The following is a 15,232-nucleotide window of genomic DNA, read 5'->3' as shown; positions in this document are numbered from 1 at the left end:
GAAAAAGCCATGACAAAGAAGATTGAAAAAACACTGCTGGAGATCGCAAAGAAAAACAACTGGGAAATCGAAGATCGAGGCGACCTTGAAACCAGGCATAACGACGGTGACGACTTCATCGAAGTTTCGGTCTGGGGACTCAAAGCCATGCTGGAAGAAGCCTACGCGGCAGGAAAGGCGGCATGCTAATGTGGAGCGAAGGAACGATCGGCATTCCCGATGCCAAGGACAAAACGAAATACACCGCCTGCCGCTACTGGGTCAAACACTTTGAGGAGCCAAGCCAATACGGCATCAACGAAGGAAGAATTTCAAAGCTCACAATCAGGATAAACGGGCAAGATGCCGCAAACTACGACAGAGGCTGGGACATCGAGCCGACCTGCAAGGAAGCCGAGACAGTGCTTGCCATTTTGCTTGAAAACTATAACTAAAAACGAACCTACCCGAGAAAAGAGCTGGCAAGGCTCTTTTGCTCGTAGAAATAAAGGATATATGAGATCGCAAGAAGCGGTCTTTTTTTATGTCCTGAAGAAAGGAGGCTGGCATGCGAAAACTGAAAGACTATAAGCCGACCAAGTTCATGGCAGAGACTTCTCACTATGACAGGAGAAAAGCCGAATATGCCGTCTCCTTTATCGAGTGCCTCTCGCACACCAAAGGGACCTGGGCGGGAAAGCCATTTGAGCTAATCGACTGGCAGGAACGCATCATAAGGGATCTCTTCGGCACCGTGAAGGAAAACGGCTACCGCCAGTTCAACACCGCTTACATCGAAATCCCCAAAAAGATGGGAAAATCCGAGCTTGCTGCAGCTGTAGCACTTCTTTTATGCTGCGGGGACGGTGAACAGCGAGCCGAAGTCTACGGCTGTGCCTCCGACCGTCAGCAGGCATCGATTGTTTTTAACGTGGCAGAAGATATGGTGAAGATGTCGCCGGCTCTTGCCAAGCGCGTGAAGATTTTAGCCTCACAAAAGCGGCTTATCTATAAGCCGACCAACAGCTTCTATCAGGTACTCTCCTCTGAGGCCTATACCAAGCACGGCTTAAACATTCACGGCGTGGTCTACGACGAGCTTCACGCCGCTCCCGACAGAAGGCTTTTCGATGTCATGACCAAAGGCTCGGGCGATGCCCGCATGCAGCCGCTCTACTTTCTGATTACCACGGCAGGAACCGATACCCATTCCATCTGCTATGAACAACATCAAAAAGCGCTGGATATCCTGCGCGGCAAAAAGCATGATCCGAGCTTTTATCCGGTGATCTACGGTGCCAAAGAAAGCGACGACTGGTCAGATATTGAGGTTTGGAAGAAAGCCAATCCCTCCCTTGGCATCACGGTGGGACTGGATAAGGTGAAAGCCGCCTTCCTGCAGGCTAAAGAAAACCCTGCCGAGGAGAACCTGTTTCGTCAGCTTCGCCTGAACCAGTGGGTAAAGCAGTCGATCCGCTGGATGCCGATGGACAAATGGGACGCCTGTGCCTTTGATGTGGATGAAAAGGCACTCGAAGGCAGAATCTGCTACGGAGGCCTTGACCTTTCATCCACCACCGACATCACCGCCTTTGTGCTGGTCTTTCCGCCCCGTGATGAAGACGAGAAATACACTATCCTTCCGTACTTTTGGATTCCCGAAGAAAATGCAGAACAAAGAGTGCGCCGTGACCATGTGCCCTATGACATCTGGATCAAAGAAGGTGTGATGCAGACTACGGAAGGAAACGTCATCCACTACGGCTTTATCGAAAAATTCATCGAGCGCTTAGGCGAGCGTTTCAACATCCGGGAGATCGCCTTTGACCGCTGGGGAGCCGTTCAGATGGTGCAGAACTTAGAGAACATCGGCTTTACTGTCGTTCCTTTCGGTCAGGGCTTTGCTTCGATGTCGCCTCCCACCAAGGAACTGATGAACCTCGTGCTTTCCAAGCGCCTCGCACACGGCGGACAACCCGTCCTTCGCTGGATGATGGATAACATCTTCATCCGAACCGATCCTGCCGGAAATATCAAAATCGACAAAGCCAAATCCACCGAGAAAGTCGACGGTGCCGTTGCACTTGTAATGGCACTTGACCGAGCGATTCGCATGGGATGCGACACGAGCGAGTCAGTCTATGACGAGCGCGGCATTTTATTTTTGTGAAGGAGATTTTGCCTATGGGATTTTTACAATCACTTTTTCATTCAAGAGATAAGCCGAAAGATCAAACCGCCGGCTCTGCCTTTCGCTTTTACTTTGGGCACACCACATCGGGGAAAGCGGTGACGGAGCGCTCTGCCATGCAGATTACTGCCGTCTATGCCTGTGTAAGAGTTTTAGCTGAGGCGGTCGCCGGTCTTCCGCTCCATCTCTTTCACCTCAGAGGAAATGCCGGCAAAGAGAAAGCAACGGACAGCCCCCTTTACTTTTTGCTGCACGATGAGCCGAATCCGGAGATGACCTCATTTATCTTCCGGGAAACCCTCATGTGCCATCTGCTCTTGTGGGGCAACGCCTACGCACAGATTATCCGAAACGGCAAAGGTGAAGTTGTCGCCCTATACCCGCTCATGGCCAACAAAATGACGGTTGATCGGGATGAAAATGGCACGCTTTACTACGAATATCAGGTCAGTAAAAGCGATGCTCCAACGCTTAAAAACGGACGGGTAAGGCTTTCTCCTTCTGAGGTACTTCATATTCCGGGCCTCGGCTTTGACGGTCTTGTCGGATACAGCCCGATTGCGATGGCGAAAAACGCTCTCGGCATGGCAATGGCCACCGAAGAATACGGTGCGGCATTCTTTAAAAATGGCGCAAACCCATCCGGCATCTTATCTATGCCCGGCGTGGTGAAAGACACGGAAAAGATCCGCCAGTCTTGGGAGCAGGGCTTTGGCGGATCGCAGAACTCCAACAAGGTCGCCATTTTGGAAGAAGGCATGACCTACACGCCGATCTCCATCTCACCGGAAGCCGCGCAGTTTCTTGAGACGCGTAAGTTTCAAATCGATGAGATTGCCCGCATCTTCCGCGTGCCGCCCCATATGATCGGAGATCTCGAACATGCGACCTTTTCCAATATCGAGCACCAGTCGCTGGAGTTTGTGACCTATACCTTGAGGCCTTGGCTGGTGCGCTTCGAAGAGTCGATGGCGCACTCGCTGCTTTTGCCTGAGCAGAAGAAAGACTATCTCATTCGCTTTAACGTGGATGGTCTTTTGCGCGGTGACTATGAAAGCCGCATGAACGGATATGCCACAGCCATACAAAACGGCATCTTCTCGGTCAACGACGTCAGACGTCTCGAGGACATGGATTTACTTTCCGATGAGGAAGGCGGAAACCTGCACGTGCTAAATGGCAACGTCGTGAAGCTTGCCGATGCGGGATCGGCTTATACGAAAAACAAGGAGGATACCGATGAACCGACAGAAGAAATTTTGGAGATGGACGAAAAACAAAAGACCCGATCCAAACGAAAATGAAACACGAACTTTATACCTGGACGGCGTGATTGCTGAGGAGAGCTGGTTTGACGATGAAGTCACACCGGCTCTTTTTAAATCCGAACTTGATGACGGCACAGGCAACATCACCGTCTGGATCAACTCACCGGGAGGCGACTGCTTTGCGGCCGCTCAGATCTATAACCTGCTTTTGAACTATCAAGGCAAGGTGACGGTCAAGATTGACGGTCTTGCGGCATCCGCCGCATCAGTCATTGCGATGGTGGGAGATGAGATTCTCATGAGTCCTGTTTCCATGCTCATGATCCATAACCCATCCACCGTGGCCATCGGCGATACACAGGATATGCAGCGTGCCATCGGGATGTTATCCGAGGTCAAAGAATCCATCATCGGTGCCTACAAGCAAAAAAGCGGTCTTTCTCATGCAAAGCTCGCTTCACTCATGGATGAAGAGACCTGGATGAACGCGGAAAAGGCAGTAGAGCTGCACTTTGCCGACCGCATCACATCAAGGCAGGATCTCTATCCGCAAGGCGAGAACGAAGAAGATCCTGTAAATGGTGAGAGTGCCGTGCTAAACGGAAAAGAATATGAAAGCCTCACGGAGACACCGATGCTCTTTTCACGCCGCAAGGTCGTAGCCGCCATCAACAAAAAGCTCTGTGACTATGCGGCGACCTGTGAGGCAAAAACACCTGACCAAACGGCAGAACCGATTACCCACAGCTACAAAGTCAAGGACTTGGAAACACGCCTTGATCTTATCAAACACTTTATTTAAGGAGGAAACCTACCATGACGATTACTGAACTTTTGAACAAACGTGCCAAGACGTGGGAGGTCGCAAAGGCTTTTCTGGAATCCCACCGGGACAAAGACGGACTGCTTAGCGCTGAAGACGGAGCGGCTTACGACAAGATGGAAGCCGAGATCGCAGCATATAGCACAGAAATTGACCGCATGTCCCGTCAAAAGGACATCGAAGACAAGATGAGCAAGCCGCTCGGTACGCCGCTTACGGCAAAACCGGCCGTGCTTTCCACAGAGACGGAAGAAAAGCGCGGACGCGCCTCCTCTTCCTATGCCAAGGATATGCTCGTTGCCCTGCGAAGCGGCTTTAAGCGCGTCTCGAACATCTTGGAAGAAGGCAAAGACGAAAACGGCGGCTATCTGGTACCTGAAGAATGGGACAGCCGCCTCATTGACAAGCTGACCGAAGAGAATATCTTCCGAAGCCTCGCCACGACCATCACCACGTCCGGCGAACACAAGATCAATATCGCGGCTACTAAGCCTGCCGCGGCATGGATCGAGGAAGGTCAGGCCTTAAGTTTCGGCGAGGCGACCTTTGATCAGGTGGTGCTCGATGCCCATAAGCTTCATGTAGCGATCAAGGTTACCGAAGAACTGCTCTACGACAATGCTTTCAATTTGGAAAGCTACATCATCGACCAGTTCGGCAAAGCACTCGGTAACGCGGAAGAAGATGCCTTCTTAAACGGCGACGGCAAAAACAAGCCGCTTGGCATCTTTGCCGCAACCGGCGGAGGAGAGGTTTCCGTCACACTCACGGGTACCGCGCTTAAAACTGACGATATCCTGACGCTCATCTACTCTCTGAAGCGCCCATACCGCAAAAACGCCGCGTTTATCTTAAATGACGCAACGCTTGCCGCCCTTCGAAAGCTCAAGGATAACAATCAGGCCTACATCTGGCAGCCGAGCTATCAGGCAGGAGAACCGGACCGTCTTTGCGGCTATCCGGTTAAGACCTCTGCCTTCTGCCCTGTTTTGGAGACAGGAAAAGCCGGCGTGGCTTTCGGGGATTTCTCCTATTACAACATCGGAGACCGCGGAACCAGGAGTTTTCAGGAACTTCGTGAGCTTTTTGCCGGAAACGGCATGGTGGGCTACGTTGCCAAAGAACGTGTGGACGGAAAACTGATCTTGCCCGAGGCCGTGCAGATTCTCAAAGCCGATGCGTAAAAATAAACGTCTTAGCCATAAGGCGGCTCTCTTTATACGAGGGAGCCGCCTTTTCCTTGCAGGAAAGGAGGAAGCATGCTGAGCCTTGAAGACGTGAAAAACTATCTCCGCGTGGATTTTGACGACGATGACGCACTCATCGAGTCGCTCATACCCTCTGCCACCGAGCTGGTCAAAAACGTGGCACGAACCGAAGATCTCTCTTCTTTTGAAAACGGGCGCATTGCCGTGCTTTTTACGGTGGCCTATCTCTACGAACACCGAGAAGAAGCCGATCACCATGCGCTCACCTTGACGCTTCGCGCTCTTCTTTTCGGAGAAAGGCAGGTGAGCTTCTGATATGGATATCGCTTTGCTCAATGTCACCGTCACCTTCCAAAAAAGAACCGTGGAATCCGATGCCATCGGAAACCAAATCGAAACGTGGAAAGACGACTACACCTGTGCCGCCACCATCTCAGGAGAAGGCGGACGTGAGGTCTTTATCGCAGCTTCTGAAGTGGATAAGGCGGACATGGCGGTGACGGTCAGGTGGTGTAAGAAAACGGCAGCGATGAACACGACAGACTTTCGCATCGTCTTTCAGGGCTGCGCCTACGACATCGAAAAAATTGACCACCTGTCTTTCAGAAAGCGGGCGATCAAGTTTTTCTGCGTAAAGGAGAGAACCTGATGAGCCGAAAAATCAAAATCTCCGGCCTTGCCGATGCCGTGATGGAGGAACTCAACGCCTATGCCAAAACAACAACGGAAGGCATGAAGCAAGCCGTCACCAAAGCGGCAACGACCACCAAAAAAGAAATCAAGGCGCATGCGCCAAAGAAGCACGGCGACTATCAAAAAAGCTGGACGCAAAAGAAAACCTCCGAGTCCTCCCATGCCCTGCAGGTGACGGTCTACTCTCGTAACCGCTACCAGCTGGCACACCTCTTGGAACACGGCCACGCCAAACGGAACGGCGGCAGGACGAGGGCAATTCCTCATATCGCGCCTGCCGAGACAATCGGTGAAGAGCAGCTTATGAAAGAGATCGAAAGGATGATCAAAGATGGATGAAATCATAGAAATATTGAAAGAGATCGCGCTTCCCTTTGCTTACGACCATTTTGAAGAAGGCCAGGCACCTGATCCGCCCTTTATCTGCTACGTAACACCGGAGTCGCATAACTTTGCGGCAGACGGTCGTGTATATCTTCCCGTGAATCTCTACTACGTGGAGCTTTACACGGACAAGAAGAATCCTGCTTTAGAAGAACGAGTTGAGGCCTGTTTGACTTCGCATGGGCTCTTCTTCGATAAGGCCGAAGTCTATATCAACGCAGAAGACCTCTACGAGGTTTCCTATTCATTTGAGCTGAAAGGATGATGAAATATGGCAAATAAAAACAACAAAGTCAAATACAACATTAAAAACGTCTATGCCGCCAAGATGGCAGAAACCGTCTCGAACGGCGTATCCACCTTTACCTACGAAACCCCGAAGGCGATCCCCGGAGCGGTGTCTCTGTCACTCGATGCAGAAGGTGAATCCTCACCGTTCTATGCAGACGGCATCGTCTACTTCCGTACCGTCACGAACAACGGTTACTCCGGTGACCTTGAGATCGCGCTCATCCCGGAGTGGTTTCGCACCGAGATCCTGCAGGAGACGCTCGATTCCAAAGGCGTGCTGGTCGAAAACTCCAATACCGCAGAGTCAGTAAAGTTCGCTTTGCTTTTCGAGTTTGACGGCGACGTCAAGGCAATTCGACATGCCTTATATAACTGCACGGCATCTCGCCCTTCGATTGAGTCGGAAACGAAGGAAGACACGATAGAGCCTGGTACTGAGACGCTTTCCATGACGGCAGATCCGAGAGCCGACGGTCTTGTGAAAGCCAAGACCGGAGACGCGACCGACTCTGCCACCTATACCAACTGGTACAAGGCGGTCTACGTGCCGACTATGAGTGCTGAGAGCACGGGAGGCAAGTAATGATCGAGAAAACCATCGCTGTTTCCGGAAAGCCTGTAAAGTTCAGATCGTCTGCCGCGATCCCGAGACTTTATCGCGCCAAGTTCGGTCGGGATATCTTCAAGGACTTAGCCAAGCTCGAGAAAAGCTATCAAGGCAAAAAGGACGAGGACGGCGGCTTTCCCATTGAAGACCTCGAGATCTTCGAAAACGTCGCCTACATCATGGCCCTTCACGCAGACAGCACGGTTCCGTCTTCCATTGAGGAATGGCTGGACGGCTTCGAGATGTTTTCCATCTATCAGGTGCTGCCGGAAATTCTCGCTCTCTGGGGAGAAAACATCAAAACCGAGGTCACGCCAAAAAAAGGGAAGCGCGAAGCGAACGAGAAATGACCACGCCGCTTCTGATGCTTCGCGCCTGTGAGATCGGCGTGCCCATACGGGACATGGATCTTATCTCCATAGGGCTGCTATTGGACATGTGGACGGAGAAAGCAAACGACTCGGCAAGCTACAGGCGGATTGCCACACAGGAAGACTACGACCGCTTCTAAGGCATCTGAGAAATCTGGTGCCTTTCGCTATTTTTACGCCAAGAAAGGAGGATTGCTATGGCATCACGCATTAAGGGCATTACCGTGGAAATCGGCGGAGATACCACAGGTCTCGACAAGGCTTTAAAGAATGTCCAGTCGACGATTCGCACCACGCAGTCCTCTCTTCGGGATGTGAATAGGCTCCTAAAGCTCGATCCCAAAAACACGGAGCTTCTGGCTCAAAAGCAGAAGATGCTAAAGGACGCGATTGTCGCAACCAAAGAGAAGCTCGACACCTTAAAGACTGCCTCGGAGCAGGCTAAGGCGCAGCTTGAGTCCGGCGACCTCGGGCAGGATAAATACGACGCGCTCCAGCGTGAGATCGCAGAAACCGAAGAAAAGCTCAGGGGACTCCAGCAGGAAGCGGTCAACACCAACTCAGTCTTCTCCAAGATGGACGCAACGGGAGCAGCTTTTACCAAAGCGGGAGATTCCATCACCACCGCAGGACAAAAGGTCATGCCGTTTTCTCTTGCCGTTGGCGGACTTGGCGTGGCTGCAGTAAAAACTGCCGGGGATTTTGATGCCGCCATGAGTCAGGTTGCCGCCGTATCAGGCGCCACCGGGGATGACTTCCAAGCCTTACGGGATAAAGCCCGTGAGATGGGCGCAACCACGAAGTTTTCCGCCACCGACGGTGCGAACGCTTTGTCCTACATGGCGCAGGCCGGCTGGTCGACCGAGCAGATGCTTGACGGCATCGACGGCGTGATGAACCTCGCCGCATCGTCCGGTGAGGATCTTGCGGCAGTTTCTGATATCGTCGTGGGATCTCTTTCCGCCTTCGGCCTCAAAGCCTCAGACGCTGCTCATTTTGCGGATGTTTTGGCCGCAGCGGCTGCGGCTTCCAACACGGACGTTCATATGATGGGTGAGGCCTTCGAGTATGCCGCACCTGTTGCAGGTGCTTTAGGCTTTTCCATCGAAGACACTTCGGAAGCCATCGGACTCTTATCAAACTCCGGCATCAAGGCATCTCAGGCAGGTACCTCGCTTCGCACCATCTTTAACTCGCTATCGAAGGATGTGACGATATCAGGCGATGCGATCGGCGATGCGGTGGTAAAGACCACGAACGCTGACGGCTCCATGAGATCGTTAAACGACATCTTGGGCGACTGCCGGGAAGCTTTCTCGGGACTTACCGAGTCCGAAAAGGTGCATGCTGCTGAGCAGCTCGTGGGAAAAAACGCCATGTCAGGCTTCCTTGCCCTCATGAACGCAGCCCCTGAAGATATCGACACGATGCGGAATGCCTTAACAAACTCCACGGGTGCTGCCGAGGAGATGGCGAAGGTCATGCAGGATAACCTCCCCGGACAGATCGAGGAGCTAAAGTCTGCGATGGAGGAACTTGCCATCTCCATCGGAGATGCCCTCATGCCAACCATAAGAAACATCGTCTCCTGGTTTCAGGCACTTGTTGACAAGCTGAACAGCATGGACGAAGGCACGAGAAACACGATTATTAAGATCGGTGTGTTCATTGCCGCCTTGGGACCGCTACTTCTCATCGTCGGAAAGGTGGTCTTGAGTCTTGGCTCTCTTATTACGACGTTTTCAGCTGTCGGCAAGACCATCGGCGGTCTGATGGCAAAGACCGGAGGCTTATCGGGTATCTTCACTAAGCTCGGAGCCGCCATCGGTGGAATCTCGCTTCCGGTTGTTGCCATCGTCGCCGTGATCGCTACACTTGTCGCGGCGTTCGTGCACCTTTGGAACACCTCGGAAGACTTTCGGAACTCCATAATCGCCACGTGGAATCAGATCAAGGAAAGCTTCACTGCCTTTGCGGACGGCATCGTGGAGCGGGTGAACGCCTTAGGCTTTAACTTCCAGTCCTTCGGTGAGCTGATCTCTGCGATTTGGAACGGCTTCACCGCTTTGCTTGCTCCGGTCTTTCAGAACGCCTTCACTGCCATTGCGGCCATTTTGCAAGGAGCGCTCGACATCCTGACAAGTATCTTCGATATCTTTGCCGGGCTTTTCACCGGCAACTGGAGCCAGCTCTGGAACGGCATCAAGGAAGTCTTCTCAGGTATCTGGACAGCAATTGCGGGCATCTTTACGGCCGCGTGGGAGACGCTGGTCGGTGTCACCAACACCGTTTTAGGCTGGTTTGGCACGAACTGGAGCGAGGTTTGGACGGCGATCAAGACCTTCTTTAAGAACACCTGGAACGGGATCGTCTCCTTTTTCACCGGCATCTGGGAAGGAATCAAGTCTGTTGTCACGGGAGCCGTAAGTGCTGTGTCCAACACGGTCTCCTCGGTCTTCACGGTGATCAGCACCACTGCATCAAACATCTGGAATAGCATCAAAGACACGATTTCCGGTGTGGTTAATGGGATTAAGTCGACGGTCTCAAATGTGTTTAACACTGTGAAGTCCACGGTGACAAACATCTTTAACGGAATTAAGAGCACGGCCACCTCCGTGTGGAACGGCATCAAGTCTGCTATCACGCGCCCGATCGAAGCCGCGAAAAACACCATCAAGGGCATCGTGGACAAGATCAAAGGCTTCTTCTCCGGCCTTCACATCGAACTTCCGCATATCAAGCTGCCGCACTTTTCGATCTCCGGCGGCTTTTCTATCGTGCCGCCCAGAGTGCCGCACCTTTCCATTGACTGGTACAAGGAAGGCGGCATCATGGCTCGCCCGACACTTTTCGGCATGAACGGTTCATCGCTTATGGCAGGAGGTGAAGCCGGAGCAGAAGCCATCCTGCCTCTGAAAGGCTTCTACGACAAGCTGGAAACTATGCTTGCTCAGCGTGACACATCTCTCATGGAGAAATACCTCTCCGTGATCGCCGGAAACTCAGAAAAAGACATCGTGCTCGACTCAGGACTCCTCGTTGGAGCATTGGCTCCAAAACTGGATGGAGCCTTAGGTCGTCGCGCAAGTTATGTGGGAAGGAGGATGACATGAACCAAAACATCGGCTTTGGCGCCACCATCAACGGCAAACACACCTGGAAAGACTACGGCCTCGTTGTCGGCAACACCGATGTGGTCGGCATGCCTAAACCCAAGACCCTCATCGTGGAAATCCCCGGCTCCTCCAAGCGGCTCGACTTAACTGAAGCCTTAACAGGCAAGTGCGAGTTCTCCGAGCGAACGCTCAGCTTCACGCTGGGCGGCATCGGCAGGATCGACGCCTGGGCAGAAAGGCTTCGTGCTTTCTTAAACGACATCCACGGCAAGCATGTGAAGGTCGTCCTCGACTCCGAGCTCGAGTATTACTTCGAAGGCAGAGCCGAGGTGAAGGGCTTCGAGCGCACCCGCGCAATCGGCGAGATTACCCTCGAAGTTACCTGCGACCCTTACAAATGGGAGATCACGGCAAGTGATGAGGACTGGCTCTGGGACACGTTCAACTTTGAGACGGGCGTGATACGGGATTACCAAAATATCAAGGTTGAAAAATCCGCTGCTCTTTATATTACGGGATCTGCAATTCCCATGACACCCACCTTTATCGTTTCAGGCATTCAAGAGGGAGAAGAAGCAGAGGTTTTTATGAATGGGGACGGCACAAAACCCCTCCAGAACGGGGCTAATCGCTTCCCGGAGTGGCAAATCCCATCGGATGGACAGCTCTTCTATTTCTATGGCACCTATACCGTGACCGTATCTGTGAGAGGAGGAAGCCTCTGATGTATCAAGTATTTTTAGACGATCAAGTCCTCTATATGCCGGGAGATGAAAATGCGCTCCTCATCGATCCGGTGTTGGAAATGGCTGATTCGAAATCCGGCTTTTTTACCGCCAAGATCCCGATCACCAATCTGCTCTACGACTCGGTCAAGGAACTGGCATCTGAGGTCTGCGTGAAACGCGACGGCACCGCTATCTTCTACGGGCGGGTGCTCTCGGTCGAGAGGGACTTCTATGGCACGAAGACCATCACATGCGAAGGCGAGCTTGCCTATCTCTTGGACTCGGTGCAGGAACCCGCTGAATACCACGACATCTCTGTGCGCGCCTTCCTTGAGACGCTCATCACCAAGCACAACAACCAGATGACGGGCGGCAAGAAGTGCTTTAAAGTCGGACAGGTCACGGTGGAAGATCCCAACGACTCCATCTACCGCTACACCAACTGGGAGACCACACTTGATGCCATCACAGACAAACTTGTCGACCGTCTCGGCGGGCATCTTCGTATCCGCCATGTCGGCACCACCAGATACCTGGACTACATCGAGGATTTTGATAACACGAATACGCAGGTGATCGAGTTCGGAGAAAACCTGCTCGACTACACCGAAAACCTGAACGCCGAAGACATCGCCACCCGCGTCATTCCGCTCGGCAAAAGACTGGACGATTCACCGATCGAGACGCTCGACGCTTACACCACCATCGGCAGTGTCAACAATCGGAAAAACTATGTGGAGTCAGCTGCGGCAATAAAGACCTATGGCGTAATCACGAAGACTGTCCACTTTGAAGATGTGACGATACCTGCCAATCTCAAGAAGAAAGGCGAAGAATACCTCAAGGATACGCAGTTTGCCGATGTCACCTTGACGCTTACAGCTGTCGATTTGCACCTGCTTCATGCAGATATCGAGGCGATGAAGGTTGGAGATTCAATCCGTGTGATTTCTCCGCCTCATGGCATGGATCGGTTCTACCCGTTGACGGAGCTAAAGATATCTCTCGACCACCCCGAGTCTTCCACTGTGACGCTCGGGACGAAGGTGAAGGCGGGACTCTCTGAAAGGAGTGTCTCAGAAAACAAGGCGCTGGTGCAAAAGATCGAGCGGCTGCCCACACAGTCGGAGACGCTTCGTCTTGCCAAAGATAATTCCACAGCCCTTATCACCGCAGCCACGACAGGTCACGTCGTGACCCGCAAAAACGAGATTCTCGTCATGGACACGGCGGACAAGGCGACGGCAAAGAAGGTCTGGCGCTGGAACTTAAACGGGCTCGGCTACTCCAAGACGGGCTACAACGGCACCTACGGTACGGCGATCACCATGAACGGCGCCATCGTCGCCGACTTCATCACGACCGGCACCTTAAACGCTGACCTCATTCGGGCGGGAACCTTAAAAGACAAACAAGGAAACATCAGCTGGAACATGAGCTCAGGAGCACTCACAGCAAAGAAGCTATCGATCGACTCCCCAAACTTCAAGCTCACGACCTACGGTTACATGACGGCAAAAGGCGCAAGCATCGACGGCTCCATCACGGCAAGCTCCGGAGACACCAAAGTTCGTGTGGGCTATGGACACCTTTCCATCTATTACAACGACAAAGAGGTTGGACTGATTGGCGGAAACAGCTTTGCGCAATCAAACTCCATCGCAGGGCTGAACTTCGACCTCGAAAACACCGGAGACTACATGACCTGGGCCGCACAACCTGCCTCAGGCGGCAACTACAACATGGTATGGACTTATGCCAGATCCTCGTTCAGCGGATTTACCGGAGGAGCCTTAAACGCCGGCTGCGACATCGACATGCACAACTACACCTTAAAAAACGTGAACTTTGAAGGCGGCGGCATCTCCGGCACCGCAAACTTCGTGAAGATCAACTCGATGAGCTCGGACGGCACAGCCGCGAACTGGTCGAACAACTGCTACATGACATTCAAAAACGGAATTCTTATCGACGGAAGATTCTAAGGAGGAACAGTCAAATGGAAGAACATGAACTCATCAACGGAAAACCCAACGAACAGGAAGCCGAAAAACCGTCCGAGACGATTTTTCAGATCAAAGACGACGAATGGAAGAAAGCTGTCGAGATCATCTTAGGCATCGACAAACACGAGGAAATCTCAGACGAGGACGCATCTGATCTCATCACGGCAGCACGTAATTTCAGAAAGATCATTGATTTCTTCGTGAAGCTCTTTGGAGGTGGTATGTGATGGAAAAAGAGATGCCCCTCATCCTGCGGGTTGAAAAGGCCAGAAACGACCTGAGGTATGCCTTAAACCAAGCGGCGGCGCGATACGAGATTCCCGGATACCTGCTCGATCTCATTCTGGAAGCTTTGCTTTCGGAGGAAAAAGGACAGCGCATTGCGCTTATGAGTGAACAGATCACATTGGCCGAAGGAAAGGAGGATGATCCGCATGGCAAACGTGAAGACGTATCTCAATAAAATTTTATCCGCTGTCTACGGCAAGGATGTGCGAGGCGCCATCCACGACTCCATCGATTCCATCAACGAGCAAGTGGAAACCACCACGGCGGCGGAAAACGCCAGAGTCTCAGCCGAGAAGACCCGCGTCTCGCAGGAAAACGCCAGAAAGACTGCCGAGTCAGGAAGATCAGCAGCGGAAACAGCGCGAGTTAACGCTGAGGCGGACCGAGCAAAAAAAGAGACCACGAGATACCAATCGGAAAACAGCCGCATTGCTTCGGAGAACAAACGAGTGGTAGCAGAAAAAGCCAGAGAAAGTGCAGAGACCTCTCGCATCAATACCGAGAAGGCTCGTACAAGCGCAGAAACAAGCAGGATTGACGCTGAGACGAAACGCTCGGCAGCCGAAGAAAAGCGCTCGTCTGCGGAGAATTTCCGCGTCAAAGCAGAAACGACGAGAGTCTCACAGGAAGATACCCGCAAGAAAAATGAGACGACAAGAACCACGCAGGAGACGAGCCGCCAGACGACCTTTACGAAACTCAAGTCCGACATCGACACGAAGCTCAAGCAGATGGATCAAGCTATTCAAGGAAGCGGCAGCATCGTCATCGATGCAACGCTGACCCAAGAAGGACAGGCCGCCGATGCAAATGTGACCGGAGACAGGCTGAGTGTGGCATTGGAAAGGACTGCTGTTCAATCGTATGATCTGACTCCCGCATCAGACAGCGTCACGTTAATGGATGGGTACAGCTCATTAATGACCTGCGGAAAGGTTGGAGTCCTTCGTGCTATCGGTACCATCGAAAAAAACACGGCGCTTCAGTTCGGTCAGCTCTACCTGTGTAAATCTCCGATTAGCTCACCAATTCCGATTATGACCTATGCTTTGTTTTTCTCCCTCACGGATGAGGGCAGCTTTAAGATTATTCCCATCGTCTTTGAAAACGGGGACATCTACCTTGAAATGCCGGGGCGCTTGACATTCCCGGGTCAATTTTTGATCGACATGGTTTTCGTGACAGAACCCGCACCTCCACCAGTCGGATAAGCAATACGTATTACTTGTTTTCGTTAGCCGCCTGAGAGCGGCATTTTTTATGCCTGAAGGCAGAA

18 protein-coding genes are annotated in these 15,232 nt (G+C 52.3%); all 18 read left to right on the top strand.

Annotated features, from left to right (window positions below):
• The first annotated feature begins 9 nt into the window (after positions 1-9).
• The 18 genes from HMPREF1091_RS04730 (at position 10) to HMPREF1091_RS04645 (ending at position 15,167) form a co-directional block, all read left to right on the top strand.
• Positions 10-189, top strand: coding sequence for a DUF6900 domain-containing protein (locus tag HMPREF1091_RS04730; protein WP_002563694.1), 180 nt, complete (start codon positions 10-12; stop codon positions 187-189).
• Positions 189-434 (top strand): DUF7678 domain-containing protein, encoded by a 246-nt coding sequence (locus HMPREF1091_RS04725; protein ID WP_021736284.1) that lies wholly within the window; start codon positions 189-191, stop codon positions 432-434. Before HMPREF1091_RS04730 ends, HMPREF1091_RS04725 begins: the two co-directional genes overlap by 1 nt.
• Before the next feature lie 113 nt (positions 435-547).
• Positions 548-2,149, top strand: coding sequence for a terminase large subunit (locus HMPREF1091_RS04720; RefSeq protein ID WP_002563692.1), 1,602 nt, complete (start codon positions 548-550; stop codon positions 2,147-2,149).
• A 14-nt stretch (positions 2,150-2,163) separates the two neighbouring features.
• Complete coding sequence (locus HMPREF1091_RS04715; RefSeq protein ID WP_002563691.1) at positions 2,164-3,474, top strand: phage portal protein; 1,311 nt, start codon at positions 2,164-2,166, stop codon at positions 3,472-3,474.
• On the top strand, positions 3,410-4,240 hold the full coding sequence (locus HMPREF1091_RS04710) for a head maturation protease, ClpP-related (protein ID WP_035424601.1): 831 nt from the start codon (positions 3,410-3,412) through the stop codon (positions 4,238-4,240). Before HMPREF1091_RS04715 ends, HMPREF1091_RS04710 begins: the two co-directional genes overlap by 65 nt.
• 14 nt (positions 4,241-4,254) lie before the next feature.
• On the top strand, positions 4,255-5,445 hold the full coding sequence (locus HMPREF1091_RS04705) for a phage major capsid protein (RefSeq protein WP_002563689.1): 1,191 nt from the start codon (positions 4,255-4,257) through the stop codon (positions 5,443-5,445).
• Between the two features lie 75 nt (positions 5,446-5,520).
• On the top strand, positions 5,521-5,784 hold the full coding sequence (locus HMPREF1091_RS04700) for a head-tail connector protein (protein WP_002563688.1): 264 nt from the start codon (positions 5,521-5,523) through the stop codon (positions 5,782-5,784).
• A 1-nt stretch (position 5,785) separates the two neighbouring features.
• Positions 5,786-6,118: a phage head closure protein gene (locus HMPREF1091_RS04695; protein ID WP_002563687.1), complete on the top strand. Its 333-nt coding sequence runs from the start codon at positions 5,786-5,788 to the stop codon at positions 6,116-6,118.
• Positions 6,118-6,501, top strand: coding sequence for an HK97 gp10 family phage protein (locus HMPREF1091_RS04690; RefSeq protein ID WP_002563686.1), 384 nt, complete (start codon positions 6,118-6,120; stop codon positions 6,499-6,501). The genes HMPREF1091_RS04695 and HMPREF1091_RS04690 overlap by 1 nt, the downstream gene beginning before the upstream one ends.
• Positions 6,494-6,811: a hypothetical protein gene (locus tag HMPREF1091_RS04685; RefSeq protein ID WP_002563685.1), complete on the top strand. Its 318-nt coding sequence runs from the start codon at positions 6,494-6,496 to the stop codon at positions 6,809-6,811. Before HMPREF1091_RS04690 ends, HMPREF1091_RS04685 begins: the two co-directional genes overlap by 8 nt.
• A gap of 6 nt (positions 6,812-6,817) precedes the next feature.
• Complete coding sequence (locus tag HMPREF1091_RS04680) at positions 6,818-7,420, top strand: major tail protein (RefSeq protein ID WP_002563684.1); 603 nt, start codon at positions 6,818-6,820, stop codon at positions 7,418-7,420.
• Positions 7,420-7,794 (top strand): hypothetical protein, encoded by a 375-nt coding sequence (locus HMPREF1091_RS04675; RefSeq protein WP_002563683.1) that lies wholly within the window; start codon positions 7,420-7,422, stop codon positions 7,792-7,794. The genes HMPREF1091_RS04680 and HMPREF1091_RS04675 overlap by 1 nt, the downstream gene beginning before the upstream one ends.
• A gap of 218 nt (positions 7,795-8,012) precedes the next feature.
• Positions 8,013-10,931 (top strand): phage tail tape measure protein, encoded by a 2,919-nt coding sequence (locus HMPREF1091_RS04670; protein ID WP_002563681.1) that lies wholly within the window; start codon positions 8,013-8,015, stop codon positions 10,929-10,931.
• Positions 10,928-11,659, top strand: coding sequence for a hypothetical protein (locus tag HMPREF1091_RS04665; RefSeq protein ID WP_002563680.1), 732 nt, complete (start codon positions 10,928-10,930; stop codon positions 11,657-11,659). The genes HMPREF1091_RS04670 and HMPREF1091_RS04665 overlap by 4 nt, the downstream gene beginning before the upstream one ends.
• Positions 11,659-13,647, top strand: a complete 1,989-nt coding sequence (locus HMPREF1091_RS04660) for a phage tail protein (protein WP_002563679.1) — start codon at positions 11,659-11,661, stop codon at positions 13,645-13,647. Before HMPREF1091_RS04665 ends, HMPREF1091_RS04660 begins: the two co-directional genes overlap by 1 nt.
• Positions 13,648-13,661: 14 nt before the next feature.
• The gene (locus HMPREF1091_RS04655) at positions 13,662-13,895 is read left to right on the top strand and encodes a hypothetical protein (RefSeq protein WP_002563678.1); all 234 of its coding nucleotides are present in this window, start codon (positions 13,662-13,664) and stop codon (positions 13,893-13,895) included.
• A complete protein-coding gene (locus HMPREF1091_RS04650) occupies positions 13,895-14,131 on the top strand; it encodes a hypothetical protein (protein WP_002563677.1) in 237 nt (78 codons plus the stop codon). The genes HMPREF1091_RS04655 and HMPREF1091_RS04650 overlap by 1 nt, the downstream gene beginning before the upstream one ends.
• Positions 14,103-15,167, top strand: a complete 1,065-nt coding sequence (locus HMPREF1091_RS04645) for a hypothetical protein (RefSeq protein WP_002563676.1) — start codon at positions 14,103-14,105, stop codon at positions 15,165-15,167. The genes HMPREF1091_RS04650 and HMPREF1091_RS04645 overlap by 29 nt, the downstream gene beginning before the upstream one ends.
• The last annotated feature ends 65 nt before the right edge of the window (positions 15,168-15,232 follow it).

Source organism: Atopobium minutum 10063974 (assembly GCF_000364325.1).
In the GTDB taxonomy this organism is placed as follows: Bacteria; Actinomycetota; Coriobacteriia; order Coriobacteriales; family Atopobiaceae; genus Atopobium; species Atopobium minutum.
This window is presented reverse-complemented; position numbering and strand designations above follow the sequence as displayed.